At 58.9% G+C, this 25625-nt stretch carries 21 protein-coding genes; 10 read left to right on the top strand and 11 right to left on the bottom strand.

What is annotated here, in order from left to right; genetic code table 11:
* Positions 1 to 64: 64 nt before the first annotated feature.
* The 4 genes from ACM6HV_RS19040 to ACM6HV_RS19025 form a co-directional block, all read right to left on the bottom strand.
* Complete coding sequence (locus ACM6HV_RS19040) at positions 65 to 301, bottom strand: DUF1653 domain-containing protein (protein ID WP_041069004.1); 237 nt, start codon at positions 299 to 301, stop codon at positions 65 to 67.
* Positions 302 to 400: 99 nt separating this feature from the next.
* Positions 401 to 1576, bottom strand: coding sequence for an acetyl-CoA C-acyltransferase FadA (fadA, locus tag ACM6HV_RS19035; RefSeq protein WP_007910465.1), 1176 nt, complete (start codon positions 1574 to 1576; stop codon positions 401 to 403).
* A gap of 29 nt (positions 1577 to 1605) precedes the next feature.
* Positions 1606 to 3753: a fatty acid oxidation complex subunit alpha FadB gene (gene fadB / locus ACM6HV_RS19030; protein ID WP_041069011.1), complete on the bottom strand. Its 2148-nt coding sequence runs from the start codon at positions 3751 to 3753 to the stop codon at positions 1606 to 1608.
* Positions 3754 to 4291: 538 nt separating this feature from the next.
* Positions 4292 to 4729 (bottom strand): hypothetical protein, encoded by a 438-nt coding sequence (locus tag ACM6HV_RS19025; RefSeq protein WP_222018815.1) that lies wholly within the window; start codon positions 4727 to 4729, stop codon positions 4292 to 4294.
* 103 nt (positions 4730 to 4832) lie between these two features.
* On the opposite strand from ACM6HV_RS19025, the gene ACM6HV_RS19020 reads away from it, so the two are divergent.
* Positions 4833 to 5270: a universal stress protein gene (locus ACM6HV_RS19020; protein WP_414905008.1), complete on the top strand. Its 438-nt coding sequence runs from the start codon at positions 4833 to 4835 to the stop codon at positions 5268 to 5270.
* A gap of 112 nt (positions 5271 to 5382) precedes the next feature.
* Here ACM6HV_RS19020 and ACM6HV_RS19015 read toward each other — a convergent pair whose 3' ends face one another.
* The gene (locus ACM6HV_RS19015; RefSeq protein WP_414905007.1) at positions 5383 to 7302 is read right to left on the bottom strand and encodes an ATP-binding cassette domain-containing protein; all 1920 of its coding nucleotides are present in this window, start codon (positions 7300 to 7302) and stop codon (positions 5383 to 5385) included.
* 214 nt (positions 7303 to 7516) lie between these two features.
* Between ACM6HV_RS19015 and ACM6HV_RS19010 the strand changes: the two genes are divergently transcribed.
* The gene (locus tag ACM6HV_RS19010; RefSeq protein WP_414905006.1) at positions 7517 to 9445 is read left to right on the top strand and encodes a transglycosylase SLT domain-containing protein; all 1929 of its coding nucleotides are present in this window, start codon (positions 7517 to 7519) and stop codon (positions 9443 to 9445) included.
* 83 nt (positions 9446 to 9528) lie between these two features.
* On the opposite strand, the gene ACM6HV_RS19005 is transcribed toward ACM6HV_RS19010, so the two are convergent.
* Entirely contained in the window at positions 9529 to 11307 is a 1779-nt protein-coding gene (locus tag ACM6HV_RS19005) for an ABC transporter transmembrane domain-containing protein (protein WP_131671823.1), read from the bottom strand.
* 256 nt (positions 11308 to 11563) lie between these two features.
* Between ACM6HV_RS19005 and ACM6HV_RS19000 the strand changes: the two genes are divergently transcribed.
* Positions 11564 to 11743, top strand: a complete 180-nt coding sequence (locus ACM6HV_RS19000) for a PA1571 family protein (protein WP_027611439.1) — start codon at positions 11564 to 11566, stop codon at positions 11741 to 11743.
* A 204-nt stretch (positions 11744 to 11947) separates the two neighbouring features.
* Here ACM6HV_RS19000 and pdxB read toward each other — a convergent pair whose 3' ends face one another.
* The gene (gene pdxB / locus ACM6HV_RS18995; RefSeq protein ID WP_414905005.1) at positions 11948 to 13093 is read right to left on the bottom strand and encodes a 4-phosphoerythronate dehydrogenase PdxB; all 1146 of its coding nucleotides are present in this window, start codon (positions 13091 to 13093) and stop codon (positions 11948 to 11950) included.
* A 218-nt stretch (positions 13094 to 13311) separates the two neighbouring features.
* Between pdxB and ACM6HV_RS18990 the strand changes: the two genes are divergently transcribed.
* A complete protein-coding gene (locus ACM6HV_RS18990; protein ID WP_414905004.1) occupies positions 13312 to 14721 on the top strand; it encodes an MATE family efflux transporter in 1410 nt (469 codons plus the stop codon).
* A gap of 50 nt (positions 14722 to 14771) precedes the next feature.
* Here ACM6HV_RS18990 and tusA read toward each other — a convergent pair whose 3' ends face one another.
* Together tusA and rlmM are read right to left on the bottom strand one after the other, a co-directional pair.
* A complete protein-coding gene (gene tusA / locus ACM6HV_RS18985) occupies positions 14772 to 15023 on the bottom strand; it encodes a sulfurtransferase TusA (protein ID WP_007961802.1) in 252 nt (83 codons plus the stop codon).
* Positions 15024 to 15206: 183 nt separating this feature from the next.
* A complete protein-coding gene (gene rlmM, locus ACM6HV_RS18980; protein ID WP_145594848.1) occupies positions 15207 to 16280 on the bottom strand; it encodes a 23S rRNA (cytidine(2498)-2'-O)-methyltransferase RlmM in 1074 nt (357 codons plus the stop codon).
* Positions 16281 to 16502: 222 nt separating this feature from the next.
* Here rlmM and acnA point away from each other — a divergent pair, with 222 nt between their 5' ends.
* Positions 16503 to 19244, top strand: coding sequence for an aconitate hydratase AcnA (gene acnA / locus ACM6HV_RS18975; RefSeq protein WP_414905003.1), 2742 nt, complete (start codon positions 16503 to 16505; stop codon positions 19242 to 19244).
* Positions 19245 to 19627: 383 nt separating this feature from the next.
* On the opposite strand, the gene ACM6HV_RS18970 is transcribed toward acnA, so the two are convergent.
* Positions 19628 to 20116 carry an SRPBCC family protein gene (locus tag ACM6HV_RS18970; RefSeq protein WP_041069044.1) on the bottom strand — a complete coding sequence of 163 codons (489 nt, stop codon included), beginning with the start codon at positions 20114 to 20116 and terminating at the stop codon, positions 19628 to 19630.
* A gap of 186 nt (positions 20117 to 20302) precedes the next feature.
* On the opposite strand from ACM6HV_RS18970, the gene ACM6HV_RS18965 reads away from it, so the two are divergent.
* From ACM6HV_RS18965 to ACM6HV_RS18945, 5 genes are all read left to right on the top strand, one after another.
* The gene (locus tag ACM6HV_RS18965) at positions 20303 to 21223 is read left to right on the top strand and encodes an ADP-ribosylglycohydrolase family protein (RefSeq protein WP_145594843.1); all 921 of its coding nucleotides are present in this window, start codon (positions 20303 to 20305) and stop codon (positions 21221 to 21223) included.
* Between the two features lie 57 nt (positions 21224 to 21280).
* A complete protein-coding gene (locus ACM6HV_RS18960) occupies positions 21281 to 21685 on the top strand; it encodes a lysozyme inhibitor LprI family protein (protein WP_414905002.1) in 405 nt (134 codons plus the stop codon).
* Positions 21686 to 21903: 218 nt separating this feature from the next.
* Positions 21904 to 22509: a DUF2975 domain-containing protein gene (locus tag ACM6HV_RS18955; RefSeq protein ID WP_041069052.1), complete on the top strand. Its 606-nt coding sequence runs from the start codon at positions 21904 to 21906 to the stop codon at positions 22507 to 22509.
* A gap of 9 nt (positions 22510 to 22518) precedes the next feature.
* Positions 22519 to 22725 carry a helix-turn-helix domain-containing protein gene (locus ACM6HV_RS18950; RefSeq protein WP_003226632.1) on the top strand — a complete coding sequence of 69 codons (207 nt, stop codon included), beginning with the start codon at positions 22519 to 22521 and terminating at the stop codon, positions 22723 to 22725.
* Between the two features lie 84 nt (positions 22726 to 22809).
* Positions 22810 to 23481 (top strand): hypothetical protein, encoded by a 672-nt coding sequence (locus ACM6HV_RS18945; protein ID WP_414905001.1) that lies wholly within the window; start codon positions 22810 to 22812, stop codon positions 23479 to 23481.
* Positions 23482 to 23556: 75 nt separating this feature from the next.
* On the opposite strand, the gene mrdA is transcribed toward ACM6HV_RS18945, so the two are convergent.
* Positions 23557 to 25449 carry a penicillin-binding protein 2 gene (gene mrdA / locus ACM6HV_RS18940; RefSeq protein WP_145594837.1) on the bottom strand — a complete coding sequence of 631 codons (1893 nt, stop codon included), beginning with the start codon at positions 25447 to 25449 and terminating at the stop codon, positions 23557 to 23559.
* Positions 25450 to 25625: the final 176 nt, after the last annotated feature.

Genomic DNA, 25625 nt, shown 5'->3' with positions numbered 1-25625 from the left:
GCGGCACCGCTATATATAGTGGCTACAAGGTGAGGTCAAGCACAGGGTTCTGTGCGCACTCGCCTCATGGCTTGGAAAAAAGGCTCGGTTCGGCTTGCACCAAAGCAAAGCGTGGCACCTGCTCGCCGTCAACCTCGACCGACTCGACGAACATGCTCAAAGGGCGTACCCAAAAGCCGTAATCGCCATACAGGGCTTGGTAAAAGACCACTTCTTCCTCGGTCTCGGAATGCCGCGCCACACTGAATACGCGGTACTGCGGACCTTTGTAATGTTGGTAGAGCCCAGGTTGTATCGGCATGCTTCGGCCCTCACTCAAATTTTTTCAAAATAAATACAAAAATAAATCCACAAAAACAAAAACCGGGGCACTTGGCCCCGGCTTCCATCGACGAGACGCTTAAACGCGTTCGAAGACGGTGGAGATGCCTTGGCCGAGACCAATGCACATAGTGGCCACCCCGAAGGTGCCGCTATTCTGCTTCATCACGTTCAGCAAAGTGCCGGAAATACGGGCACCGGAGCAACCGAACGGGTGACCCAGGGCGATCGCGCCGCCGTGCAGGTTAACCTTCTCGTTCATCTTGTCGAGCACTTTCAGATCTTTCAGCACTGGCAGAGCCTGTGCGGCGAAAGCTTCGTTGAGCTCGAAGAAGTCGATATCGTTGATGCCGAGGCCCGCACGCTTCAGGGCTTTTTGTGTAGCCGGCACTGGACCATAGCCCATGATCGCCGGATCCACACCCGCCACTGCCATCGAACGGATCACGGCCATCGGCTGGATCCCCAGGTCCTGTGCACGCTGCGCCGACATCACGATCATGCACGAAGCACCATCGGTGATCTGCGACGAAGTACCGGCAGTCACGGTGCCACCCTTCGGATTGAAGGCAGGCTTGAGGGCCGCCAGACTTTCCAGAGTGGTTTCCGGACGAATGGTTTCGTCGTAGTCGAACAGCTTAAGGAAGCCGTTTTCGTCGTAGCCCTGCATCGGGATGATTTCGTCTTTGAACTTGCCTTCCACCGTCGCCTTATGGGCGAGCTGGTGGGAGCGCACGCCAAAGGCGTCCTGCTGCTCACGGGTGATGCCGTGCATCTTGCCAAGCATTTCCGCGGTCAGACCCATCATGCCCGAGGCTTTCGCTGCGTACAGCGACATGTGCGGGTTCGGATCGACACCGTGCATCATGCTCACGTGACCCATATGCTCGACGCCGCCAACCACGAATACGTCACCGTTACCGGTCATGATCGCTTGCGCAGCGGTGTGCAGGGCGCTCATCGACGAGCCGCACAGACGGCTGACGGTCTGGCCGGCCGAGGTGTGCGGGATCTGGGTCATCAGCGACGCCATGCGCGCGATGTTCCAGCCCTGCTCCAGGGTCTGGTTCACACAGCCCCAGATTACATCCTCGACTTCAGCAGGATCGACCTTGGCGTTGCGTTCCAGCAGTTTGCTGATCAGGTGCGCCGACATGTCTTCGGCGCGGGTGTTGCGGTGCATGCCGCCCTTGGAGCGGCCCATCGGAGTACGACCGAAGTCGACAATCACGACGTCTCTAGGATTCAAGCTCATAAGTTCACTCTCACTCTAGTTGGGGGCGCTTAACCGAAGAAGCTCTGGCCGTTCTTGGCCATTTCGCGCAGCTTCGCGGTCGGGTGGTACAGCGCGCCCAAATCAGCGTACTGGTCAGCCAGGGCAACGAACTCGGCAACACCGATCGAATCGATGTAGCGCAGCGCACCGCCACGGAATGGAGGGAAACCGATACCGTAAACCAGACCCATGTCGGCTTCGGCGGCAGTTTCAACGATGCCGTCTTCCAGGCAACGCACGGTTTCCAGGCACAGCGGGATCATCATCCAGTTGATGATGTCTTCGTCAGTGACTTCGCGCTGCTCGTAAACGATCGGCTTGAGCACTTCCAGCACCGATGGATCGGCCACCTTCTTCTGCTTGCCTTTCTTGTCGGTCTCGTAGGCGTAGAAGCCCTTGCCATTCTTCTGGCCCAGACGTTTGGCTTCGTAAAGCACGTCGACTGCCGAACGACGGTCATCCTTCATGCGATCCGGGAAGCCGTCGGCCATCACGTCACGACCGTGGTGACCGGTGTCGATGCCGACCACGTCCATCAGGTATGCCGGGCCCATTGGCCAGCCGAACTTTTCCATGACCTTGTCGATGCGGACGAAATCCACACCGGCGCTGACCAGCTTGGCGAAACCGCCGAAATACGGGAACAGAACGCGGTTGACCAGGAAGCCCGGGCAGTCATTGACGACAATCGGGTTCTTGCCCATTTTCTTGGCGTAGGCAACGGTGGTGGCAATTGCCAGCTCGCTGGACTTCTCGCCACGGATCACTTCCACCAGCGGCATCATGTGCACCGGGTTGAAGAAGTGCATGCCGACGAAGTTTTCCGGACGCTTTAGGGCCTTGGCCAGCAGGCTGATGGAAATGGTCGAGGTGTTGGACGCGAGGATGGTGTCCTCTTTGACCTTGTCTTCGACTTCAGCCAGCACGGCTTGCTTGACCTTCGGGTTCTCGACCACGGCTTCAACAACCAGGTCGACGTGACCGAAGTCGCCGTAGGACAGGGTCGGACGAATGCCGTTGAGCACTTCAGCCATTTTCGCAGCGGTCATGCGGCCTTTGTCAACGCGGCCCACCAGCAGCTTGGCGGCTTCCGCCAGACCCTGCTCGATACCGTGCTCGTTGATGTCTTTCATCAGGATCGGCGTGCCTTTGGAGGCCGACTGATAGGCGATACCGCCACCCATGATGCCAGCACCCAGTACCGCAGCCTGTTTTACGTCCTTGGCGATTTCGTCGTAGGCCTTGGCCTTTTTCTTCAGTTCCTGATCGTTCAGGAACAGGCCAATCAGACTCTGCGCGGCAGAGGTCTTGGCCAGCTTGACGAAACCTGCAGCTTCGACTTCCAGCGCCTTGTCACGACCGAAGTTCGCGGCTTTCTGGATGGTCTTGATCGCTTCAACCGGCGCCGGGTAGTTCGGGCCAGCTTGCCCTGCCACGAAACCTTTGGCGGTTTCGAAAGCCATCATCTGTTCAATCGCGTTCAACTTGAGTTTTTCAAGTTTTGGCTGACGCTTGGCCTTGTAATCGAACTCGCCGGAGATCGCGCGCTTGATCAGTTCAAGGGCAGCTTCCTGCAGCTTCTCTGGAGCAACCACGGCGTCGACGGCGCTGACTTTCAGCGCGTCTTCAGGACGGTTTTCCTTGCCGGCGGCAATCCACTCGATGGCGTTATCGACGCCGATCAGGCGCGGCAGACGCACGGTACCGCCGAAGCCTGGGTAGATGCCCAGTTTGACTTCCGGCAGACCGATCTTGGCCTTGGTCGACATGACGCGGTAATCCGCCGCCAGGCACATTTCCAGACCGCCACCTAGGGCGATGCCGTTGATCGCGGCCACGGTCGGAACGTTGAGGTCTTCGAAATCGCTGAAGATCTTGTTGGCTTCGAGATTGCCAGCAACCAGCTCGGCATCCGGCAGCTTGAAGTTGTCGACAAATTCGGTGATGTCGGCGCCGACGATGAACACGTCCTTGCCACTGCTGACGATCACGCCCTTGATCGAAGCATCTGCCTTGATGGTGTCCACGGCCTGACGCAGTTCGTTCAGGGTAAGACGGTTGAACTTGTTGACGGACTCACCCTTGAGGTCGAATTTCAATTCGACGATGCCACTTTCAAGAGCTTTAACCGTGATGGCTTTACCTTCGTAAATCATCAACTGATCTCCACGATATGGAAGCTGAACAGTACACGTCGGACGCAGGTAAATGGCTCGGCAGGACGCTTTTTCGTCGATGCTGACGCCAATCCACCCGGCACACCCGCCAACGCGATAGTCGGGATTCTGTAGGAGCAGTCTGTAAGACAAACGCTCAATTCATACGCCCGTTTGATTTGGGTACGCCACCTTCACGGAATTTCCGACAATTGTCAATCGCCCTAAATACGGGTTGAAATGCGACTTTGCGGTCATTTCTGTAAGACGCAGCCGCCGACACATGCTTGCATGTGAGGGTATTCATAAGATTAATAGTTAGAAATGTCGCCCTAATTCGCTGCAAGCCTTGTTTAACAGGCTACGCTCGCTGGACGACGAAGGAAAACACGCGCACGTTTGTTGACCGGAGCACTCCGAATCAACACCAAAAAGAATTCCGGCCTGCCTGGCCACCCCCGCCCGATGAATCATGTCGGGCTTTTTATTGTCCGTCTGCCGGACGCTCCCCACCGTTGCAGTGGGAAAAATCCGGGGTTCAGGCCAGCGCTTTCAGAGTCGCGTCGATATCCTGCAAAACCTTGGCCTCGCCCTTCTCGCCCCAGTACAAGGCGATCATCTGCTTGTCGGCCTCAACCTTGAACACATTGCCCGGCAACTTTTCGAAATAATCGAGCAGTAACCGGTCCTCGCAGACTTCCTGCCATTGATTGACCCATACTCCCGGCGATTTCTGCCAGTAACTCCAGCACGCTGGCTGGCTGCCACGCCGTGGCCGATGATATTGCGCACACGGGCTGGGCGGCTCCTGCGACAGCCAATGCGGCCACTCCTGAGGCGCCAGCTGCATGGCCAGCCCGATGCGCCGCGCCTCCATGCGCAGGGCCATCCGGCCGCTCTGTACGCGCGACGGGCGCAACCATGCCAGTGGACTCAGAACCACCAGCAGGATTGACACCACCAACCAGACCGTCATATCTCTACTCCCGACTTAAGGTGAGCGCATTGTGTCACTCTGGAACCAATGCGCTTGAAACCAGCCATACTTAACACTATTGAACCGTCACAAGGAGCACCTCATGCCCTACTCCCATATCCTGGTCGCCGTAGATCTGACCGAAGAGTGCGACCCTGTGATTCACCGCGCCCGAGAGCTGTCGACGAGCAATGGCGCCAAGCTGTCGCTGGTGCATATCGTCGAACCGATGGCGATGGCGTTCGGCGGCGATGTACCGATGGATCTGTCACAACTGCAACAGCAGCAGTTCGATCAGGCCAAGGAACGTCTAGAGCGCCTGAAAGCCAAATATGCCGAACTCGAGGGTGCCAACTGCCAACTGACCTATGGCCAGCCACGTCAGGAAATCCATCATTTCGCCAAGGAAAACCTCTGCGATCTGATCGTGGTCGGCAGCCATGGCCGCCACGGCCTGGCGCTATTGCTCGGCTCGACCGCGAATGACGTTCTGCACGGCGCGCCATGCGATGTTTTGGCAGTACACCTGATCAAACGTTAAAACACTGATCATTGTGGGAGCGAGCCTGCTCGCTCCCATATCAGGTCTCTACCCGCATATGAAAAGCCCGGCGCTCATCACTGAGCGTCGGGCTTTTTTGTTGCCGGATCAATCAGGCATCCAGCTCGGCCCAACGCTCCACCAGCGCATCCAGCTCAGCCTGCAACTGCTCCAGCGAAGCAATCACCTCGGCCGTTTCTGCCGGCGGACGCTGGTAGAAGCCGGCTTCGGCCATTTCCGCCTCGACCGCAGCGATCTGCTGTTCCTTGGCATCAATGTCGCCCGGCAGCGCTTCCAGCTCACGCTGCAGCTTGTAGCTCAGCTTCTTCTTGGCGGCCGGCGCTGCAGCAGGCGCGGCAACGGGTGCAGGCTCAGCAGTGACCACCGCCGAGTTCAGGTCAGCCTTGCCCGACTTGCTCTCGGTCACACCCAACAGGCGCGGCGAGCCGCCCTGACGGATCCAGTCCTGATAACCGCCGACATATTCACGGACCTTGCCTTCACCTTCGAAGACCAGAGTGCTGGTGACCACGTTGTCGAGGAATGCCCGGTCGTGACTGACCATCAGCACCGTGCCGTTGAACGTCAGCAGTACTTCTTCGAGCAGTTCGAGAGTCTCGACGTCGAGGTCGTTGGTCGGTTCATCGAGTACCAGCAGGTTCGCCGGCTTGCTGAACAGTTTGGCCAGCAACAGACGTGCACGCTCGCCACCGGACAGCGCCTTCACCGGCGTGCGCGCACGTTGCGGGCTGAACAGGAAGTCGCCGAGGTAGCTCAGGACGTGGCGGCTCTGGCCATCGATTTCGATGAAGTCGCGACCTTCGGCGACGTTGTCGATCACGGTCTTTTCCAGATCGAGCTGATGACGCAACTGATCGAAGTAGGCGACGTCGATCCGGGTGCCCTCTTCCACTTTGCCGCTGGTCGGTTGCAGACCGTTGAGCATCAGCTTGAGCAGGGTAGTCTTGCCGGTACCGTTGGCGCCCAGCAGACCGATACGGTCGCCACGCTGCAGGACCATCGAGAAGTCCTTGATCAGGTACGGACCGTCCGGGTGATGGAAGCTGACGTTGTCCAGAACCATCACTTGCTTGCCGGACTTCTCGGCCGTTTCCAGCTGGATATTCGCCTTGCCGGTACGCTCACGACGTTCGCTGCGCTCAACGCGCAAGGCTTTCAGGGCACGCACACGGCCTTCGTTACGGGTGCGACGGGCCTTGATGCCCTGACGGATCCAAACTTCTTCCTGAGCCAGACGTTTGTCGAACAGCGCGTTGGCGGTTTCTTCAGCAGCCAGCGCGGCTTCTTTATGCACGAGAAAGCTGGCGTAGTCGCCGTTCCAGTCGATCAGACCGCCGCGATCCAGTTCGAGGATGCGCGTGGCGAGGTTTTGCAGGAAGGAACGGTCGTGCGTGATGAACAGCACGGCGCCCTGGAAATCCTTCAGGGCTTCTTCGAGCCAGGCAATCGCACCGATGTCCAGGTGGTTAGTCGGTTCGTCGAGCAGCAGCAGATCCGGTTCGGACACCAGCGCCTGCGCCAGCAGCACGCGGCGACGCCAGCCGCCGGACAACTCGGCAAGAGTCTTGTCGGCCGGCAGTTGCAGGCGACTCAGGGTACTGTCGACCAGCGTCTGCAAACGCCAGCCGTCACGGGCTTCGAGGTCGTGCTGAACGTGCATCAGCTTGTCCAGATCGGCGTCGGTGACGATGTTCTGGCTCAGGTGATGATATTCGGCGAGCAAGGCGCCAACACCGTCCAGCCCCTCGGCAACCACGTCGAATACCGTCCGCCCGTCGGCCACCGGCAATTCTTGCGGCAATTCACCGATTTTCAGACCGGGGGCACGCCACACCGAGCCGTCATCGGGTTTCTGGTCGCCCTTGACCAGTTTCATCATGCTGGATTTGCCAGTGCCGTTGCGGCCGATGATGCACACCCGCTCACCACGGGCGATCTGCCAGGACACCTTGTCCAACAACGGCATCGCGCCGAATGCAAGGGACACATCGCTGAATTTGAGCAGGGTCATGAGCTTCTCCAAAAACCGGGCGCGCATTCTACCTGAATCAGGTCCTCAGCAGGCCGGCAATTTGTCTGCTGAAGCACTCTGCACAACATTTGTTGCGAACTTGTGCTGCAAGACCCGCAAAGCTTTCGCCCGTTGCTGGCAAAAGGCTAAGCTACAGACAATTCAGTGCTGGCCGCGGCCGGTGCTTGTCATGATTTCTCTGCCCGGATGTCTCATGCGCAGTCGCCTTTTCAGTGTCTTGTCCTGTTTGCTACTTACCGCCGCTGCCGCTCAATCCGCCCAGGCGGTGGACCTGTCGACCCAACGCCAGTATTACGATGAAGCCAAGCGCGCACTGGCCAAGGGCGATACCGGCCCGTACTTTCGTTACAGCCAGGCCCTGGCCGATTACCCGCTGGAACCGTACCTGGCTTACGACGAACTGACCGCGCGTCTGAAGACCGCCAGTAACGAGGAAATCGAGAAATTCCTCGCCGAGCACGGCGACCTGCCACAGGCCAACTGGATGAAACTGCGCTGGTTGCGCTGGCTCGCCGACCGTGGCGACTGGGCAACTTTCGTCAAGTATTACGACCCGAAACTCAACTTCACCGAACTGGACTGCCTCAATGCGCAGTACCAGATCAGCAGCGGCCACAAGGCCGAGGGCTATGCCAATGCCGACAAACTGTGGCTGACCGGCAAATCGCAACCGGCCGCCTGTGACGGGCTGTTCGGGATCTGGGCCGCCGACGGCCAGTTGACCGAACAGAAACGCTGGGAACGCACCAAACTCGCCGCCCAGGCGCGCAACTATCCACTGGCCAACAGCCTGGTCAACGGCCTCACCACCCTCGCCCCGCGCGGTCGGCTGCTGGTGGATGTGGCGCAGAAACCCGAACTGCTCAATCAGCCGTCGCGCTTCACTCCCGCTGACGAGCCGATGTCCGACGTGGTCAGCCTCGGCCTGCGCCGCCTCGCCCGTCAGGACCCGGACAAGGCCATGGCCCTGCTCGACGGATACGCCAGCAGCATGCATTTCTCCCGTGACGAAAAAGTCGCGATTGCCCGGGAAATCGGCCTGACCCTGGCCCGGCGTTTCGACAGCCGTGCGCTGGACGTGATGACCAAATACGATCCGGAACTGCGTGACAACACCGTGTCCGAATGGCGCCTGCGCCTGCTGTTGCGTCTGGCACGCTGGGACGATGCGTATCAGTTGACCCGTCGGCTGCCGCAGGATCTGGCGACCACCAACCGCTGGCGTTACTGGCAGGCCCGCAGCCTGGAACTGGCGCAACCACAGAACCCGGAAGCGCAGACCCTGTACAAGAATCTGGCGAAAGAACGCGACTTCTACGGCTTCCTCGCCGCCGACCGCTCGCAACTGCCTTACTCGTTGATGAACAAGCCGCTGGTACTCAGCCAGGCCACCGTCAACAAAGTGCGTAATACCCCCGGTGTGCGTCGCGCTCTGGAATTCCATGCGCGCGGGCAGATCGTCGACGGGCGCCGCGAGTGGTATCACGTCAGCCGGCATTTCAATCGTGACGAAATGGTCGCCCAGGCCAGACTGGCTTACGACCTGAAATGGTACTTCCCGGCCATTCGCACCATCAGTCAGGCGCAATACTGGGACGACCTGGATATCCGCTTCCCGATGGCCCACCGCGACACCCTCGTGCGTGAAGCCAAGACACGCGGCCTGCATTCAAGCTGGGTGTTCGCCATCACCCGTCAGGAAAGCGCGTTCATGGATGACGCCCGCTCCGGCGTCGGCGCCAGCGGCCTTATGCAATTGATGCCGGGCACCGCCAAGGAAACCGCGCGCAAGTTCAGCATCCCGCTGGCCTCGCCGCAGCAAGTGCTCGATCCGGACAAGAACATCCAGCTCGGCGCCGCTTACCTGAGCCAGGTGCACAGTCAGTTCAACGGCAACCGCGTCCTTGCCTCCGCCGCCTACAACGCCGGCCCTGGCCGCGTGCGCCAGTGGCTGCGCGGTGCCGATCACCTGAGCTTCGATGTGTGGGTGGAAAGCATCCCGTTCGACGAAACCCGCCAGTACGTGCAGAACGTGCTGTCGTACTCGGTAATCTACGGGCAGAAACTCAATTCGCCGCAGCCGCTGGTGGATTGGCACGAGCGGTATTTCGACGATCAATGACAGGTGCTGAATACCTGAAATGAAAAATGCCCGCATCCATCGATGCGGGCATTTTTTTGCTGCCAGAAAAGCCTTCGGCGGTTCTACACCGCCATCGCATGCCCGTCGTTGAACTGCAACGCCGCCAGCCGCGCATACAGTGGATTGCTCACGATCAGCTCCTGATGCGTACCGATTGCGACCAATCGGCCCTGATCCATCACGGCGATCCGGTCGGCGTTCTTCACCGTGGCCAGGCGATGCGCAATCACCAGCGTGGTGCGGTTGTGCATCAGGCTTGGCAACGCTTCCTGGATCAGATGTTCGCTCTGGGCATCGAGAGCGCTGGTGGCTTCGTCCAACAGCAGAATCGGCGCATCCACCAGCAACGCGCGGGCAATCGCCAGACGTTGACGCTGGCCGCCGGAAAGGCCGAGACCAGCGTCCCCCAGATGAGTCTGATAACCGTTGGGCATCTTCTCGATGAAGTCATGGGCGTGGGCAATTCTTGCCGCTTCCTTGACCTGTTCCAGCGTCGCGTCGGCATTGCCGTAACGAATATTCTCTTCGACGCTACCGAAAAACAGCGCTGGCGATTGCGAGACCAAGGCGAAATTGCGCCGCAGATCCAGCGGATCAAGGCTGGTCAGCGGCACCCCGTCAATCAGGATCCGGCCTTCCAGCGGGTCGTAGAAGCGCAACAACAAGTCATACACCGTGGATTTACCGGCACCGGAAGGCCCGACAAGGGCCAGGGTTTCACCAGCCCGTATGGTCAGGCTCAAGCCGCTGATGGCATAGCTGTCCGGACGTGACGGGTAGGAAAAGTGCACATTCTGCAATTGCAGCTCGCCCTTGATCCGTTCTGGCAACGTCACCAGCCCGAGGGTCGGTGGCTGAATGATGTTCTGCGAACTGAGCAGCTCCGCAATGCGCTCGGCGGCACCCGCCGCACGCTGTAACTCGCCGATGACCTCGCTCAACGTACCGATGGCACTGCCGACGATCAGACTGTAGAAAACGAACGCCGCCAGTTCCCCCCCGGTAATGCGCCCGGCTATCACGTCCATGCCGCCGACCCACAACATCACCGCCACCGCGCCGAGCACCAGCACGATCACCACGGTAATCATCCAGGAGCGCTGAAAGATCCGTTTGCGCGCAGTATCAAACGCGTCCTCGACCGTCGTGGCGAAACGGCGTTCATCCTGCACCTGATGGTTGTAGGCCTGCACGGTTTTGATCTGCCCGAGCGTTTCGGAAACGTAGCTGCCGATGTCCGCAACCCGATCCTGACTCAACCGTGACAGATTGCGCACGCGACGCCCGAAAATCAGAATCGGCGCGACCACGAAGGGCAAAGCGATCACCACGATGCTGGTGAGTTTCGGATTGGTCACGAACAGCAGCACTACTCCGCCGATCACCATCAACAGGTTGCGCAGAAACATGGAGAGCGACGAGCCGATCACCGATTGCAGCAACGTCGTGTCAGCGGTCAGCCGTGATTGAATCTCTGAACTGCGGTTATTCTCGTAAAAGCCGGGATGCAGATAGACCAGATGGTTGAACACCTCGCGCCGGATATCCGCTACAACTCGCTCGCCGATCCACGACACCCAGTAAAACCGCGCAAAGGTGCCAATCGCCAGGCCCAATACCATCAGCATGAAGATACCGATGCTCTGGTTCAGTTGATGCGGCGACTGCGTCATGAAGCCCCGATCGACCAGCAATTTGATCCCCTGCCCCATCGACAAAGTAACGGCCGCCGTGACGATCAACGCCAACAGCGCAGCGCAGACTTGCCAACGATAAGGCGCCAGAAACCGGCTGGTCAGACTCAGCGCTCGACGGTGCCGGGAAGAAAGCTTCGAGATCATTCAGGTACACATCCGTGTTGATGAAAGGGCTAGCCTAAACCTTCTATGGGGCGGAACTCTGTAAATCACAATGAGTCAGGTTAAATATGCCCCCAAAGACTAGGCCATAGTTGCTATTGGTCTAATGTCCCGGTTGAGACGAGCGGTCATTTCTGTTGGAGTGGAGATGCCGCTTTTGACAGACCCAAGGGTGTTGTCACAGCCTGGTCACGTGGCGGTTTTAATCTACGTGCACAACCTGATGAGGAGACAGGCCATGTCCTTGCAACACAGCAGCGATGACAAGATTCAAGTGATCCGCACCAAGCCCGGCCAACCTCTGGGTTGCTCGATTATCGACAAGGATGGGCGTGAAGTACCGATCACTGAAGACATGATCCAGGACGCGTGCCGCGAGCTGGAGAAGCGATTGGTCAAGCCTGCCGAACAAAAGTGATATAGCCACCGTCTTCCTGACCCGGCCCCTGTTTGGCCGGGTTTTTTCTGCCTGCCGTTCTGCTCTCTGTAGGAGCTGCCGCAGGCTGCGATCTTTTGATCTTGCCTTCAAAAAACAAAATCAAAAGATCGCAGCCTTCGGCAGCTCCTACAGGGTCAGGGCAAACACTGTGGGAGCGAGCCTGCTCGCGAAAGGGCCGACCTGTTATTGAACCGCAACCGCCCCCAGCGCCGCCACAATCTGTTGCAACTGCTGCGAATCACCGTCGATCCGCACCTTCAGCCCCTCGATCTCGCGCCGCACCGGGTACTGCTTGCGCAACACATCGAATGCCGCACGCTGTTCAGCGACATTGCCTACAAGACTGCGACGAAAATCCGCATCATCGCGGCGCGGGTCGTATACGCCACGGCACAACATCGCCAGTGCCCAGGCCGGATCGCTGTCGGCGTGCAAGGTCACTTCTGACAGCCACGGTGCCGGCAACAAGTCACTGAGCTGGATGGTCGGCGTCTGACCGATGAATTCGCAATAAGCCTGATAAATCTGCGCCGTGCCGCGCTGTTTACCATCGAGGCTGTAACCGGCAATGTGCGGCGTGGCGAGCACACAGAGTTCGGCGAGGGCGACATCGACTTCAGGCTCGGCTTCCCAGACGTCGAGCACCGCTTGCAGATCTTCACGCGCCAGCAGCACGGTGCGCAACGCAGCGTTATCCACCACGGGGCCACGAGCGGCGTTGATCAGCCAGGTACCGGGTTTGAGCTGTTGCAGACGCGGCTCATCGAACAGATGCCAGGTCGCGCCTGCGCCGGTACGGGTCAACGGCGTGTGCAGGCTGATCACGTCGCACTGCTCGATGATCTGCTCAAGGCTCACGTAATCGCCGCCCTCGACTGCCTGACGCGGCGGGTCGCAGACTTTGACATTCCAGCCCAGGCCCTTGAGCACCTTGATCAGCCGACCGCCGACTTCACCGGCACCGATTACCCCATAAGTACGTTGCGGCAAATCAACGCCTTCGATTTCCGCCAGGGTCATCAGACTGCCGAGCACATAATCGACCACACCTCGCGCATTGCAACCGGGTGCACTGGACCAGGTGATGCCGGCCTCGGTGAAATAATCGAGATCGAGGTGATCGGTACCGATGGTGCAGGTGCCGACGAAACGCACTTTGCTGCCTTCGAGCAAAGCACGATTGACGTTGGTCACCGAACGCACCAGCAACACATCGGCCTGCTCGACCGTCGCACGGTCGATGGCACGGCCCGGTACCCGGCGGATCTCGCCGAAACCGGCAAAAAAGGCATCGAGCAGGGGGATATTTTCGTCGGCAACAATCAGCATGGCGGGCTCCTTGGGCGGATCGGCAGTTTAACTGTAGGAGCTGCCGCAGGCTGCGATCTTTTGATTTTGTTTTTCAAGATCGAGATCGAGATCAAAAGATCGCAGCCTGCGGCAGCTCCTACAGATTACAAATCCGCAACAGAGGATTTTTCCTGACCAAAGCGTCAGCGGCGTAGAATGCGGCGCCCTGCGCATCAATCCCTGTGGACGCTTTGCCTGTGAATTCTGTTACTGATCAACCGCTCGCTGCCTCACTCACCCGCCCCGCGCGAATTCGCCTGGAATTCAGGAATCTGCTCGCCCTCGCGCTGCCGATCATCATCGCGCAACTGGCGACCACCGCCATGGGCTTCGTCGATGCGGTGATGGCCGGCCGTGTCGGGCCGCGTGACCTGGCAGCGGTAGCACTGGGCAACTCGATCTGGGTTCCGGTGTTTCTGCTGATGACTGGCACCCTGCTGGCCACCACGCCGAAAGTCGCCCAGCGTTTCGGCGCCGGCACCCACAGCGAAATCGGCCCGATTGTCCGTCAAGCGCTGTGGCTGGCACTGGTGGTCGGCCTGATCGCCACGTGCATGCTGGTCGCCGCCGAACCGGTGCTGCACCTGATGAAAGTCGATCCCGAGCTGATCGGTCCGTGCATGCAATACCTGCACGGAATTGCCAGCGGGCTGCCGGCGGTGGCGTTCTATCACGTGTTGCGCTGTACCAGTGATGGCATCGGCCGTACCCGCCCGGCGATGGTGCTGGGCCTGTGCGGTCTGGCGCTGAACATTCCGCTGAACTACATCTTCATTTATGGCCACTTCGGCGTACCGGCCATGGGTGGCGTGGGCTGTGGCTGGGCCACGGCCATCGTGATGTGGGTCATGGCGCTGGGTCTGGCCGGCTGGGAGCGCTGGGCGCCGGCGTATCGTTCGAGTGAGATCTTCAGCCGCTTCGACTGGCCACAATGGGCGGTGATCAAACGTCTGCTGGCGATCGGTCTGCCGATTGGCATCGCGGTGTTTGCCGAGTCGAGCATCTTTGCGGTGATCGCGCTGCTGATCGGCAGTCTCGGCGCCACCGTGGTGGCCGGGCATCAGATCGCGCTGAACGTCAGTTCGCTGGTGTTCATGATTCCGTATTCGCTGGGCATGGCCGTCACGGTGCGTGTCGGCCAGGCGCTGGGGCGTGAAGAGCCGCGGGAAGCACGCTTTGCCGCCGGCGTCGGCATGGGCACCGCGCTGGCGTATGCCTGCCTGTCGGCGAGCATGATGCTGTTGCTGCGCGAGCCGATTGCGTCGATCTACACCGCCGATCCGATGGTGATCCAGATTGCGGCAATGCTGATTGTGTACTCGGCGCTGTTCCAGTTCTCCGACGCGATCCAGGTGACGGCTGCCGGCGCTCTGCGCGGTTATCAGGACACCCGGGTAACGATGATTCTGACCCTGTTCGCCTATTGGGGCATCGGCCTGCCAGTGGGTTACGCCCTCGGTCTGACCGACTGGCTCGGCGAACCGCGTGGCCCAAGCGGTCTGTGGCAAGGTCTGATTGTCGGCCTGAGCTGCGCGGCGCTGATGTTGTCGATTCGCCTGGCGCGCAGTGCGCGCAAGCGTATTCGGATCAGTCGTTCGGTGGGCTGATCAGCCATAAAAAAAAGACCTGCACATGCAGGTCTTTTTTTTGTCCGAATTCAATTGGACTTCTTGCGGATCCAGTACAGATAAGTACCGGCCTCTTCGTGCTGCCCCACCAGTTCGTGGTCGAGAAACACACAGAACTTGGGAATGTCGCGACGGGTCGAGGGATCGGTGGCGATCACCTTGAGCAGGCCGCCCGGCACCAGATCACGAATGTGCTGATGCAGCATCATTACCGGCTCCGGGCAATTGAGACCGGTGGCGTCGAGGGTGCCGTCGACCGGGGTATCGATCATTTCACTCATGATTCACTCCTGAAACTGGCCGGCATTGTCGCGCATTGCCGGGTGCTCAGTCATCTGTAGCGAGGGGATTTATCCCCGATGGGTTGCGAAGCGGCCCCAACCCAAAGAGTGGGGATGCGCTGCATCCATTCGGGGATAAATCTCCTCACCACAGAGATCATTCCCACAGGGTTTAGTGGTGACTCAGCGGGATTTGGCTTTCTTGATGTCATGCCGACGCAAATGACAGGTCACTTCCTCGCGGTCGTGATACAGCTGCTTGCAGCCGATATCGACTTTGATCCCGCGCGCCTTGAAGCCATCGGCGATGCGCTCGAGCAAGCGCTTCACTTCGGCATAGCGCTGTTTCATCGGCAGCTTGAGGTTGACCACCGCTTCGCGGCAATGACCGTCGCCGATCCATTCTTCCAGCATCGCCGCGTTACGCGCCGGCTTCTCGACGATGTCGCAGACCATCCAGTCCACCGGTTGCTTGGGCTTGAAGGTGAAGCCGTCGGCCATCAAGTGTTGCACCAGACCGGTGTCCATCAGACTTTCAGCCATCGGGCCGTTGTCGATGGCGGTCACCAGCATGCCGCGGTTGACCAGTTGCCAGGTCCAGCCGCCGGGTGCCGCGCCGAGGTCGACGCCGGTCATGTCGCTGTGCAGGCGCTCGTCCCACTGATCACGCGGGATGAAATGGTGCCAGGCCTCTTCCAGTTTCAAGGTCGAACGGCTGGGCGCCTCGCGCGGAAACTTCAGGCGCGGAATGCCCATCGGCCACATCGCCGAGTTGCCGGCGTCGGCCATGCCGAGAAACACTTCGCGACCACTTTTGAAGGTCAGCAGCAGGCGCGGCTTGCTGGCGTCGTCCACCAGTTTGCCGGCACCGGTCAGCGCCTTGCGCAGCGGGCCTTCGAACTTCTTGCAGAAATTCGACAGCTCTTTGCCGTCGTTGGTATCGACCACTTCCAGCCACAGGCTGCCGCAGACCGGGAAGTCCGCCATCTGCTCGAGGATCACGCTGATGCGGTCGGTTTCCGGCAAATCGATGAAGACACCGCGCGCCCACTGGCGCGGAAAAATCAGCTCGGCGAAACGCTGGCCGCGCATCAGGCGTTCGGCGCCGTCTGCTTCGCTGCAGACAAACTCCGCGTACGCGGTGGCCGGTTTGGCCTTGGCGTAACCGGCGACGTTGAGTTGGGCGGCGAGGTCGGAAATCTCCGAACAGACTTCGCCTTCGAAGCCTGGCCGGCAATGCATGAATAGGGTGTTCATTCTTACTCCTGGGCAGAGGGCGGACATTCGGCCCCTGCACGCTGCTCAAGCCTTGCGGTGAAGCAAAGCCTGTCACGAAAACCGGCGCATGATAGCCGAGTTCGGAACCTTGGACTTATCGATAGAGTCCAGTTATTAGCCAGCTACTGAAAACAGGGCTACGTTGATAGCTCTGCCCGTCCCCTCAGTCCGTAGCCGTGCGGACTCAAAGGAGTGATCGTAATGCCGTCCCTCGATAGTCTGAAGACCCTTAAAACACTGCAGATCGACCAAAAAACCTACCACTATTTCAGCCTGCCGGATGCCGCGAAAAGCCTGGGCAATATCGACCAGTTGCCCATGTCGCTGAAAGTCCTGCTGGAAAACCTGCTGCGCTGGGAAGATGAAAAAACTGTCACCGGCGCCGACCTCAAGGCCATCGCCGCCTGGCTCAAGGAGCGCCGCTCCGACCGGGAAATCCAGTACCGCCCTGCCCGGGTATTGATGCAAGATTTTACCGGCGTGCCCGCCGTGGTCGACCTCGCTGCGATGCGCGCCGCGATGGCCAAGGCCGGCGGCGATCCGCAGCGGATCAACCCGCTGTCGCCGGTGGATCTGGTGATCGACCACTCAGTGATGGTCGACAAATTCGCCACCCCGAGCGCCTTCGAACAGAATGTCGACATCGAGATGCAGCGCAACGGCGAGCGTTATGCGTTTCTGCGCTGGGGCCAGAACGCCTTCGACAACTTCAGCGTGGTGCCACCGGGCACCGGGATCTGCCACCAGGTCAACCTCGAATACCTCGGGCGCACGGTATGGACCAAGGATGAGGACGGCCGCACCTACGCGTTCCCCGACACCCTGGTCGGCACCGACTCCCACACCACCATGATCAACGGCCTCGGCGTGCTCGGCTGGGGTGTCGGCGGGATCGAGGCGGAAGCGGCAATGCTCGGCCAACCAGTATCGATGCTGATTCCAGAGGTGATCGGTTTCAAACTCACCGGCAAGCTCAAGGAAGGCATCACCGCCACCGACCTGGTGCTGACCGTCACGCAGATGCTGCGCAAGAAAGGTGTGGTCGGCAAATTCGTCGAATTCTACGGTGACGGCCTCGCCGACCTGCCCCTGGCCGACCGCGCGACCATCGCCAACATGGCCCCGGAATATGGCGCGACCTGCGGCTTCTTCCCGGTGGATGACGTAACCCTCGAATACCTGCGCCTGTCCGGTCGCCCGGCTGAAGTGGTGAAACTGGTCGAGGCCTACACCAAGGCTCAGGGCCTGTGGCGCCTGCCCGGCCAGGAACCGGTGTTCACCGACAGCCTGGCGCTGGACATGGGCAGCGTCGAAGCCAGCCTCGCCGGGCCAAAGCGCCCGCAGGACCGGGTCTCGCTGCCGAATGTCGCGCAGGCTTTCAGTGATTTCATGGACCTGCAATTCAAGCCCACCAGCAAGGAAGAAGGCCGCCTGGAAAGCGAGGGCGGCGGTGGGGTGGCGGTGGGCAACGCCGATCTGGTCGGCGAAACCGAATACGAATATGAAGGCCACACCTATCGTCTGAAAAACGGCGCGGTGGTGATCGCCGCCATCACCTCCTGCACCAACACCTCCAACCCGAGCGTGATGATGGCGGCTGGTCTGCTGGCGAAAAAAGCCGTGGAGAAAGGCCTTACGCGCAAGCCTTGGGTCAAGAGTTCGCTGGCCCCCGGCTCGAAAGTGGTCACCGACTACTACAAGGCAGCCGGGCTGACGCAATACCTTGATCAGCTCGGTTTTTCGCTGGTCGGTTATGGCTGCACCACTTGCATCGGCAACTCCGGGCCATTGCCGGAGCCGATCGAGAAGGCTATTCAGAAAGCTGACCTCACCGTGGCGTCGGTGCTGTCCGGCAACCGTAACTTCGAAGGCCGGGTGCATCCGTTGGTCAAGACCAACTGGCTGGCCTCGCCACCGCTGGTGGTCGCTTATGCTCTGGCTGGCAGTGTGCGCATTGACATCAGCAGCGAGCCTTTGGGTAACGACCAGCAAGGCAATCCGGTGTACCTGCGCGATATCTGGCCGAGCAGCCAGGAAATCGCCGATGCGGTGAATCAGGTCAACACCGCGATGTTCCACAAGGAGTACGCCGAGGTGTTTGCCGGCGATGAACAGTGGCAAGCGATCCAGGTGCCGCAAGCCGCCACCTATGTGTGGCAGGACGATTCGACCTACATCCAGCATCCGCCGTTCTTCGACGACATTTCTGGCCCATTGCCGGTGATCACTGACGTCAAGGGTGCGCGGGTTTTGGCGTTGCTCGGTGATTCGGTGACCACCGACCACATCTCCCCGGCCGGCAACATCAAGACTGACAGCCCGGCCGGGCGATATCTGCGCGAGAAAGGCGTGGAACCGCGGGACTTCAACTCCTACGGCTCACGACGTGGCAACCATGAGGTGATGATGCGCGGCACGTTCGCCAACATCCGCATTCGTAACGAGATGCTTGGCGGCGAAGAAGGTGGCAACACGATCTACATCCCGAGCGGCGAGAAAATGCCGATTTATGATGCCGCCATGCGTTATCAGGCCTCGGGCACGCCGCTGGTGGTAATCGCTGGTCAGGAATACGGTACCGGCTCCAGCCGCGATTGGGCGGCCAAGGGCACCAACCTATTGGGTGTCAAAGCGGTGATCGCTGAAAGCTTCGAACGCATCCACCGTTCCAACCTGGTGGGCATGGGCGTGTTGCCGTTGCAGTTCAAGCTCGATCAGAACCGCAAGAGCCTGAACCTCACAGGCAAGGAAACCCTTGATATCCAGGGGCTGACTGGCGTCGAGCTGACACCGCGCATGAACCTGACCTTGGTCATCACTCGTGAAGACGGCAGCCAGGAGAAGCTCGACGTGCTGTGCCGCATCGATACGTTGAATGAGGTGGAGTACTTCAAGTCGGGCGGGATTCTGCACTACGTGTTGCGGCAGCTGATCGCCTCGTGATTGCTTGATTCCCGTGGTGAGGGGATTCATCCCCGATGGACTACGCAGCAGGCCCTTTTTTGGGGTCGCTTCGCAACCCATCGGGGATAAATCCCCTCGCTACCGGTGCTCGACACAAACACTTTTCTGCAGGCGAAAAAAAACCCGCCGAAGCGGGTTTTTCCCAAGACCATTATCGACTCCCTGTCGGCAGCGATCCTTGCTAATGGTCGATCATCCGTGATCCTGAAACACTCCCTGTGTCTCAGTTGATGGATGTAGATTACGCCGTGGATCCAATCGGCAATAGTCGCAAAAGCTACCACCGCGTGTAAGACATTCGCTATAAAAGCCCTTCCGAAAACCCCTACGTCAGTCAGGCACCCAGCCTGCATGCCGCCATGTCAGTCACCATCACGCTCGCGCGTCTTCGCGCTTTCGGCGAGAAACTGTTCAAGTCGACTCAATTGCTCCTCCCAGCCGCGGCTATCCATGTAGTAAGCCTCCTTCTGCCGCACATCGGGGATATGCGCAAAGCCGGACTCGGACACTTTGAGCAATGTGCCGCTCTCGTAGTCCTGCAACTCGAACTTGACCAGCGTTGTCGGCTCCTGGGAATAATCGATGTTCGGATTGACCGCGTACGGGTGCCAGCGAAACGAAAACAGCTGCTGCGGCTCCACCCGCTCCACCAGTACGTTCCACAGCACGTGTTCATAACCGGGATACGTGACCTGCCCTTGCGTCCATTCCCCGGCAATGAACCGCCTGCCCTCCAGTGCCACACCAAACCACTGACCAAACGCCTCGGCATCGACCAATGCACGCCAGACATATGAACGTGGCGCCTTGAGCGCGATTTTGCGTTCGAAACTATTGGGTACCGGTTTCATAAGTCACCTCCTGTTTTGAACAGTAGGCCTGTATGACCACATGTCCAACCTGAAGTTGTATCAAAGGGCTGCACCTGTCCAATCCAAAGGAAACATTCGGCGGCATTTCCGTTCATTGAAACGAGCGCCCCACTGCGATGAACCTGTTACCGTTTCCTGCGAAATGGACACAGACAAGGACGAAGCATGCAGCCCTCTCTCTCCGAACGTTATCGCGGCGCCCTGCTCGGCCTCGCTTGCGGCGACGCCGTCGGCACCACGTTGGAGTTCAAGCCAAGAGGCTCATTCCAGCCGCTGACGGACATGGTCGGTGGCGGCCCCTTTCACTTGAAACCCGGGCAATGGACGGATGACACCTCGATGGCGCTGTGCCTGGCGGAGAGCCTGCTGAGGAAAAACACATTCGATGCGGCGGACCAGATGGGACGCTATCTGAATTGGTGGCAATGGGGGTATCTCAGTTCCACCGGTGATTGTTTCGATATCGGCATGACGGTCAGCCAGGCGCTGTCGCGGTATCAGCAAACCGGTCAGCCGTTCGCGGGATCTACCGACCCGTTTACCGCCGGCAACGGGTCGCTGATGCGCCTGGTGCCGGTGGTGCTGTTTTATTTCCCTGATGCCCGGCAGATTCGCCAGTTCGCCAGTGACAGTTCGCGAACCACCCATGCTGCACCTGAAGCCATCGAATGCTGTCAATTATTTGCCGAAGTGCTCAGCAAAGCACTGCTAGGCGCCTCCAAGTCAGAATTGCGCAAATTGCCAGACACAACCTTCGTTCAACCTAAAGTCGCAGCCATCGCCCGAGGTGATTACCTCGCAAAGTCGGCGAGCGAAATCCGTGGCAGCGGCTACAGCGTCGAGTCGCTGGAAGCGGCGCTGTGGTGTTTTCATCACACTGACGGTTTCGCCGCGGCGATTCTGCAAGCCGCCAACCTGGGCGATGATGCCGACACTACTGCCGCGATCGTCGGCCAATTGGCCGGGGCCTACTATGGCGTTCGGGCGATTCCTGCCCACTGGCTGGAAATGCTCCATGACGGCGAGGAGATTGCAGCCACCGCAGATCGCCTGCTCGAAGCCTCCCGGCTACGCGTCCCTGATTAGAAGCTCCACAGCCGCTAAACTGCACTGCACTTTCATCCGACTCAGTGAGATTACCCAATGTCCCCACGCCTGCTTCTGGCCCTGACACCCTTTCTGTTCAGCCCCCACGCCCACGCTGCCGTCGATTGCGCCAATGCCAGCGATCAGGCCACCATGAACCAGTGTGCCGGGCAGGAATTCAAGTCGACTGACAAGGAGTTGAACGTGGTGTATCAGCAGATCACCGGCCGCTTGAAGGACAACCCCGACCGCAAGAAGCTGCTGGTGGGTGCGCAGCGAGCGTGGATCGGGTTTCGCGATACCGAGTGCAAATTTTCGGCATCCGGGGTCGAGGGCGGGAGTGTTTATCCGCTGATCTACAGCAATTGCCTGACCGCTGTGACCAAGGCACGGATTGAGGCGCTGAAGCAGTATTTGACGTGTCAGGAAGGTGACATGAGTTGCCCAGTGCCCGGAGCCTGATTTTGTAGTGGCTTCGGTCTTGCCGCCAGGTTTGTTGAATCCACACTTGGCGCACCTTAGGCGCGCTGGCCAGCGAATCGATTTCCGCACCATTACCAGCGATTGCGCGGAGCCGGAACAGAGGAAGGTGGCGCAGCAACAAAACCCAAACTAATTATTGTAATCAGATAATTTATCATCGAGAATTCGCTACCAAATTGTAACAACCAGGAATTTTCATGAGTACTCACATCAACGGATTGGCGCCGCAGCGCATGCATTGGATCGGTCTCCTGGCTGCGATTCTTGTCTGGGTTCTGGGGGTGACGGAGGTCGGTGGCAACGTGACGATCTGGTTCTTCAAGAAGGATGAAATGCTGGCAAGCCTGCTTTATGCCTTTGCAGAAGGCTCGCCGCAATTGCTTGACCCGTTTGTCGAAGGTGCATTGCTTGATCCTGACACCTGGCTGTCATCAACGGTCACTGCGCTGATCGTCTTTCTGGATTTCCTGCCCGTTGTCCTGTCGGCTTACGCGTTATGGCTGACCGGGTTGTTTTTTCTGCGCTTGTCGCGCGGCGAAACCTGGACCGACCGCAACATCAGAGTCCTCTGGCGAGTGGGCGTGCTCTGCATCGTTTCTCCGGCAACCTACCCGTTAATAGAGACCTTGCAAGGTCTGGCGTTGTCGATAGATCTGCCGCCGGGAGATCGGATTTTCCAGTTCTCGATCGGCCTGTCTTCCGCTTCTGCCTACGAGATAATCAAAGGCGTATTACTCTGTATTTTTTCAATTATCATGCGCGACGCAAAAGTACTCAGCGATGAGCAAAGCCAATACATATAGAACAATATAATGACCATTATCGTCCGCCTTGACGTCGTCATGGCCACGCAAAAAATTCGCTCGAAAGAGTTAGCCGCCCTGCTCGGAATAACCGAGGCCAATCTGTCATTGCTTAAAAACGGCAAAGTCAAAGGCGTGAAGATGGCAACTCTGGACAAGCTCTGCGCTGCGCTCGATTGCCAGCCGGGCGATCTGCTGGAATACCAAAAAGACTGAGACTTTCCCCGGAAGGCGAGTTGTTTATCGCAGGTCCCGATCGTTTAACGCTTATTCAATCCTTAGTTTCAAGGCGGCTTTGTCATGTCCCGTTATTTGTTATGCGCGCTGTTATTGCTGACAGCGTCACTCAGCGGCTGCGCCACACAATTTGACGTAGCACTCAATGCAATCCCTGATCCGGACTATCAGTTCGACCAAAAGGCAACCGTATTGGTGACCTCGACGAAAGGCGCCGATGAGAACGGACTGAATGCCCGCTACTATCTTCGCGACATGGTCAACGCATTGAAAGACAGGGGTTTCCAAGAGGTTTATACCGACGCCAGCCTGCCTAGAAATCACGCACCGATCAAAATGACTATCAGCCTAGATATCGGCAGCCGGCAAGTGTCTTACCGTTATACCGCTACCGACTATGGGCAAGTGCCAACCAGCACTACGACCGTTTGCAAGAACACCAAGAAGAAAGATGACCGACTCACCTGCACCAGTAAGCCCAATACGACCTATGGTCCGGTGGGTACTTCGGAGCGAATCGGCTATACCACCCTAAGTACCTTCATTGCCACCGCCCGGGATGAGGCGAGTAAACGCACGGTGTATCTGCTGCGGGCGTCGTCTTATAACGAGGACTGTCAGGCCGCCAAGGTCGAAGCGTTTCTGGTCGAGCAGGGCCTGCAGAACCTGAACTTCCAGGATCGCGTGCAACGCAACTACAGCGTCACGATGCCCGAGGGTTACAGCTGCAAATAGTCAATTACCCAAACCCCTGCCGCGACAGCTTCACGGCGCAGCCAACGTGAGCCGGTGTAGTGAAGCGCATCCCGGCTACACGTGCGGGTCACCCGGCGGCTTGGCCGGCGCCGCGTATTGCGGCTTGAGGTGGCCATCCTGATCCAGTAGCCAGGCGTCCATGATCTGCCGCACCACGGGACCGGCAACCCGACCACCGGCCTCACCGTTTTCGATCATCACCGAGATGGCGATCTTCGGATGCTCTGCCGGAGCGAAGCCGACAAACAAGGCGTTGTCGCGATGCCGTTCAAGGGTTTTCTCACGGTTGTAACGCTCACCCTGCTTGATCGCCACCACCTGCGCCGTGCCACTCTTGCCGGCGATGCGGTACTGCGCACCGGCCGCTGCGGCGCGCGCGATTCCCCGGGCATCGTGCATCACCATCTGCATGCCGTGGTTGACCTGATCCCAGTCACGCGGGTTCTTCAGCAGGATATTCGGCATCGGATGCTCATCAACCGGCGCCACGCCATCGACGGTCTTCGCCAAGTGCGGTCGATTCCATACGCCCTTGTTGGCAATCAGTGCGGTGGCCTGAGCCAGTTGTAGCGGCGTGACCTGCATGTAGCCTTGGCCGATGCCCAGAATTACTGTTTCCCCCGGGAACCAGGCTTGACGGCGCGTGGCGCGTTTCCAGGCCTGCGATGGCATCAAACCGGGCGACTCTTCGAACATATCCAGCGAGACCTTTTCTCCGAGGCCGAACATCGCCATATAGTCGTGCAGGCGATCAATGCCGAGCTTGTGCGCCAGATCGTAGAAGTAGGTGTCATTGGAACGCATGATCGCCGCGTCCATGTCCACCCAGCCATCGCCACTGTGATTCCAGTTGCGGTACTTGTGATCGAAATCCGGGAGTTGGTAATAGCCCGGGTCGAAGACTCGTGTCTGCGGGGTCACAACACCGGCATCAAGGCCGGCAATCGCCACTTCGGGTTTGATGGTCGAACCCGGTGCATACAGGCCGCGTAGCACACGGTTGAACAGCGGCCGATCGATGGAATCGCGTAGCGCCGAGTATTCCTTGGAGCTGATACCGGTGACGAACAGGTTCGGGTCGAAGCTCGGATTGCTGACCATGGCCAGCACTTCACCAGTGGATGGATCGAGAGCCACCACCGAACCACGGCGGTCGCCCAGTGCGGCTTCAGCAGCCTCCTGCAGTTTGACGTCGAGACTCAGAACAATGTTTTTGCCAGGCACCGGATCGGTGTGCTTGAGCACTCGCAGCACCCGGCCTTGGGCGTTGGTCTCAACCTCTTCATAACCGACGTGGCCGTGCAGCTGCGCTTCGTAGAAGCGTTCAATGCCGGTTTTACCGATGGATTGCGTGCCGCGGTATTCCACCGAGTCGAGGGTTTTGGATTCTTTTTCGTTAATCCGGCCAACGTAACCGATTGAATGCGCAAAGTGCGGACCCAACGGGTAATGCCGAACGAACTGCGGCTCGACATCGAGGCCCGGCAAACGGAACTCGTTAACCGCCAACACGGCGATTTGCTCTTCCGTCAGTTCGTAGAACAGCGTCACCGGGGTGAACGGGTGACGGGACTGCTTCATAGCCTTATCGAAAACTGTACGATCTTCAGCGGGCAAGTGCAGCAGATTGATCACCTCGTCCAGCTCCTGATTTACATCAGTGGCGCGTTCACGGGTGATGGTCAGGTTGTAACTGGGACGATTATCAGCGAGCAGCACGCCATTGCGATCGTAGATCAGGCCTCTCGTCGGCGGAATCGGCAAGACGTGCACGCGGTTGTTTTCAGAGATGGTCGAGTGGTAGTCGTATTCAACCACTTGCAGGATGTACAAGCGCACCACCAGCGCGCAGCTGATAGCAAAGACAAACAAAGCGCAGGCGATCAACCGTTTGTTGACCAAGCGCTTCTCTTTTTCATGATCTTTGATCGGGATGGGTTCAGGCATTTCTACAGCAACTCTTTGACATAATTTGAGCGCCGATCCGTGGGCATGACATCAATCCGTTAAAAAACGAGCTGCACCATACCAAAAACCGAGTGGTCACTTCAGAAGGATTTTCTCCAATGGCAGTCCTGGCGACGGCTGGAACGCTCGTATCATCTGATCTTGGCGAGCCAAGC

It is taken from the genome of Pseudomonas sp. IT-P260, assembly GCF_949768395.1.
Lineage (GTDB): Bacteria > Pseudomonadota > Gammaproteobacteria > Pseudomonadales > Pseudomonadaceae > Aquipseudomonas > Aquipseudomonas parakoreensis.
This window is presented reverse-complemented; position numbering and strand designations above follow the sequence as displayed.

Coding starts and splice junctions, on each gene's coding strand:
- ACM6HV_RS19040 (WP_041069004.1), bottom strand. CDS start 301: ATGCCGATACAACCTGGGCTCTACCAACATTACAAAGGTCCGCAGTAC.
- fadA (WP_007910465.1), bottom strand. CDS start 1,576: ATGAGCTTGAATCCTAGAGACGTCGTGATTGTCGACTTCGGTCGTACT.
- fadB (WP_041069011.1), bottom strand. CDS start 3,753: ATGATTTACGAAGGTAAAGCCATCACGGTTAAAGCTCTTGAAAGTGGC.
- ACM6HV_RS19025 (WP_222018815.1), bottom strand. CDS start 4,729: ATGACGGTCTGGTTGGTGGTGTCAATCCTGCTGGTGGTTCTGAGTCCA.
- ACM6HV_RS19020 (WP_414905008.1), top strand. CDS start 4,833: ATGCCCTACTCCCATATCCTGGTCGCCGTAGATCTGACCGAAGAGTGC.
- ACM6HV_RS19015 (WP_414905007.1), bottom strand. CDS start 7,302: ATGACCCTGCTCAAATTCAGCGATGTGTCCCTTGCATTCGGCGCGATG.
- ACM6HV_RS19010 (WP_414905006.1), top strand. CDS start 7,517: ATGCGCAGTCGCCTTTTCAGTGTCTTGTCCTGTTTGCTACTTACCGCC.
- ACM6HV_RS19005 (WP_131671823.1), bottom strand. CDS start 11,307: ATGATCTCGAAGCTTTCTTCCCGGCACCGTCGAGCGCTGAGTCTGACC.
- ACM6HV_RS19000 (WP_027611439.1), top strand. CDS start 11,564: ATGTCCTTGCAACACAGCAGCGATGACAAGATTCAAGTGATCCGCACC.
- pdxB (WP_414905005.1), bottom strand. CDS start 13,093: ATGCTGATTGTTGCCGACGAAAATATCCCCCTGCTCGATGCCTTTTTT.
- tusA (WP_007961802.1), bottom strand. CDS start 15,023: ATGAGTGAAATGATCGATACCCCGGTCGACGGCACCCTCGACGCCACC.
- rlmM (WP_145594848.1), bottom strand. CDS start 16,280: ATGAACACCCTATTCATGCATTGCCGGCCAGGCTTCGAAGGCGAAGTC.
- acnA (WP_414905003.1), top strand. CDS start 16,503: ATGCCGTCCCTCGATAGTCTGAAGACCCTTAAAACACTGCAGATCGAC.
- ACM6HV_RS18970 (WP_041069044.1), bottom strand. CDS start 20,116: ATGAAACCGGTACCCAATAGTTTCGAACGCAAAATCGCGCTCAAGGCG.
- ACM6HV_RS18965 (WP_145594843.1), top strand. CDS start 20,303: ATGCAGCCCTCTCTCTCCGAACGTTATCGCGGCGCCCTGCTCGGCCTC.
- ACM6HV_RS18960 (WP_414905002.1), top strand. CDS start 21,281: ATGTCCCCACGCCTGCTTCTGGCCCTGACACCCTTTCTGTTCAGCCCC.
- ACM6HV_RS18955 (WP_041069052.1), top strand. CDS start 21,904: ATGAGTACTCACATCAACGGATTGGCGCCGCAGCGCATGCATTGGATC.
- ACM6HV_RS18950 (WP_003226632.1), top strand. CDS start 22,519: ATGACCATTATCGTCCGCCTTGACGTCGTCATGGCCACGCAAAAAATT.
- ACM6HV_RS18945 (WP_414905001.1), top strand. CDS start 22,810: ATGTCCCGTTATTTGTTATGCGCGCTGTTATTGCTGACAGCGTCACTC.
- mrdA (WP_145594837.1), bottom strand. CDS start 25,449: ATGCCTGAACCCATCCCGATCAAAGATCATGAAAAAGAGAAGCGCTTG.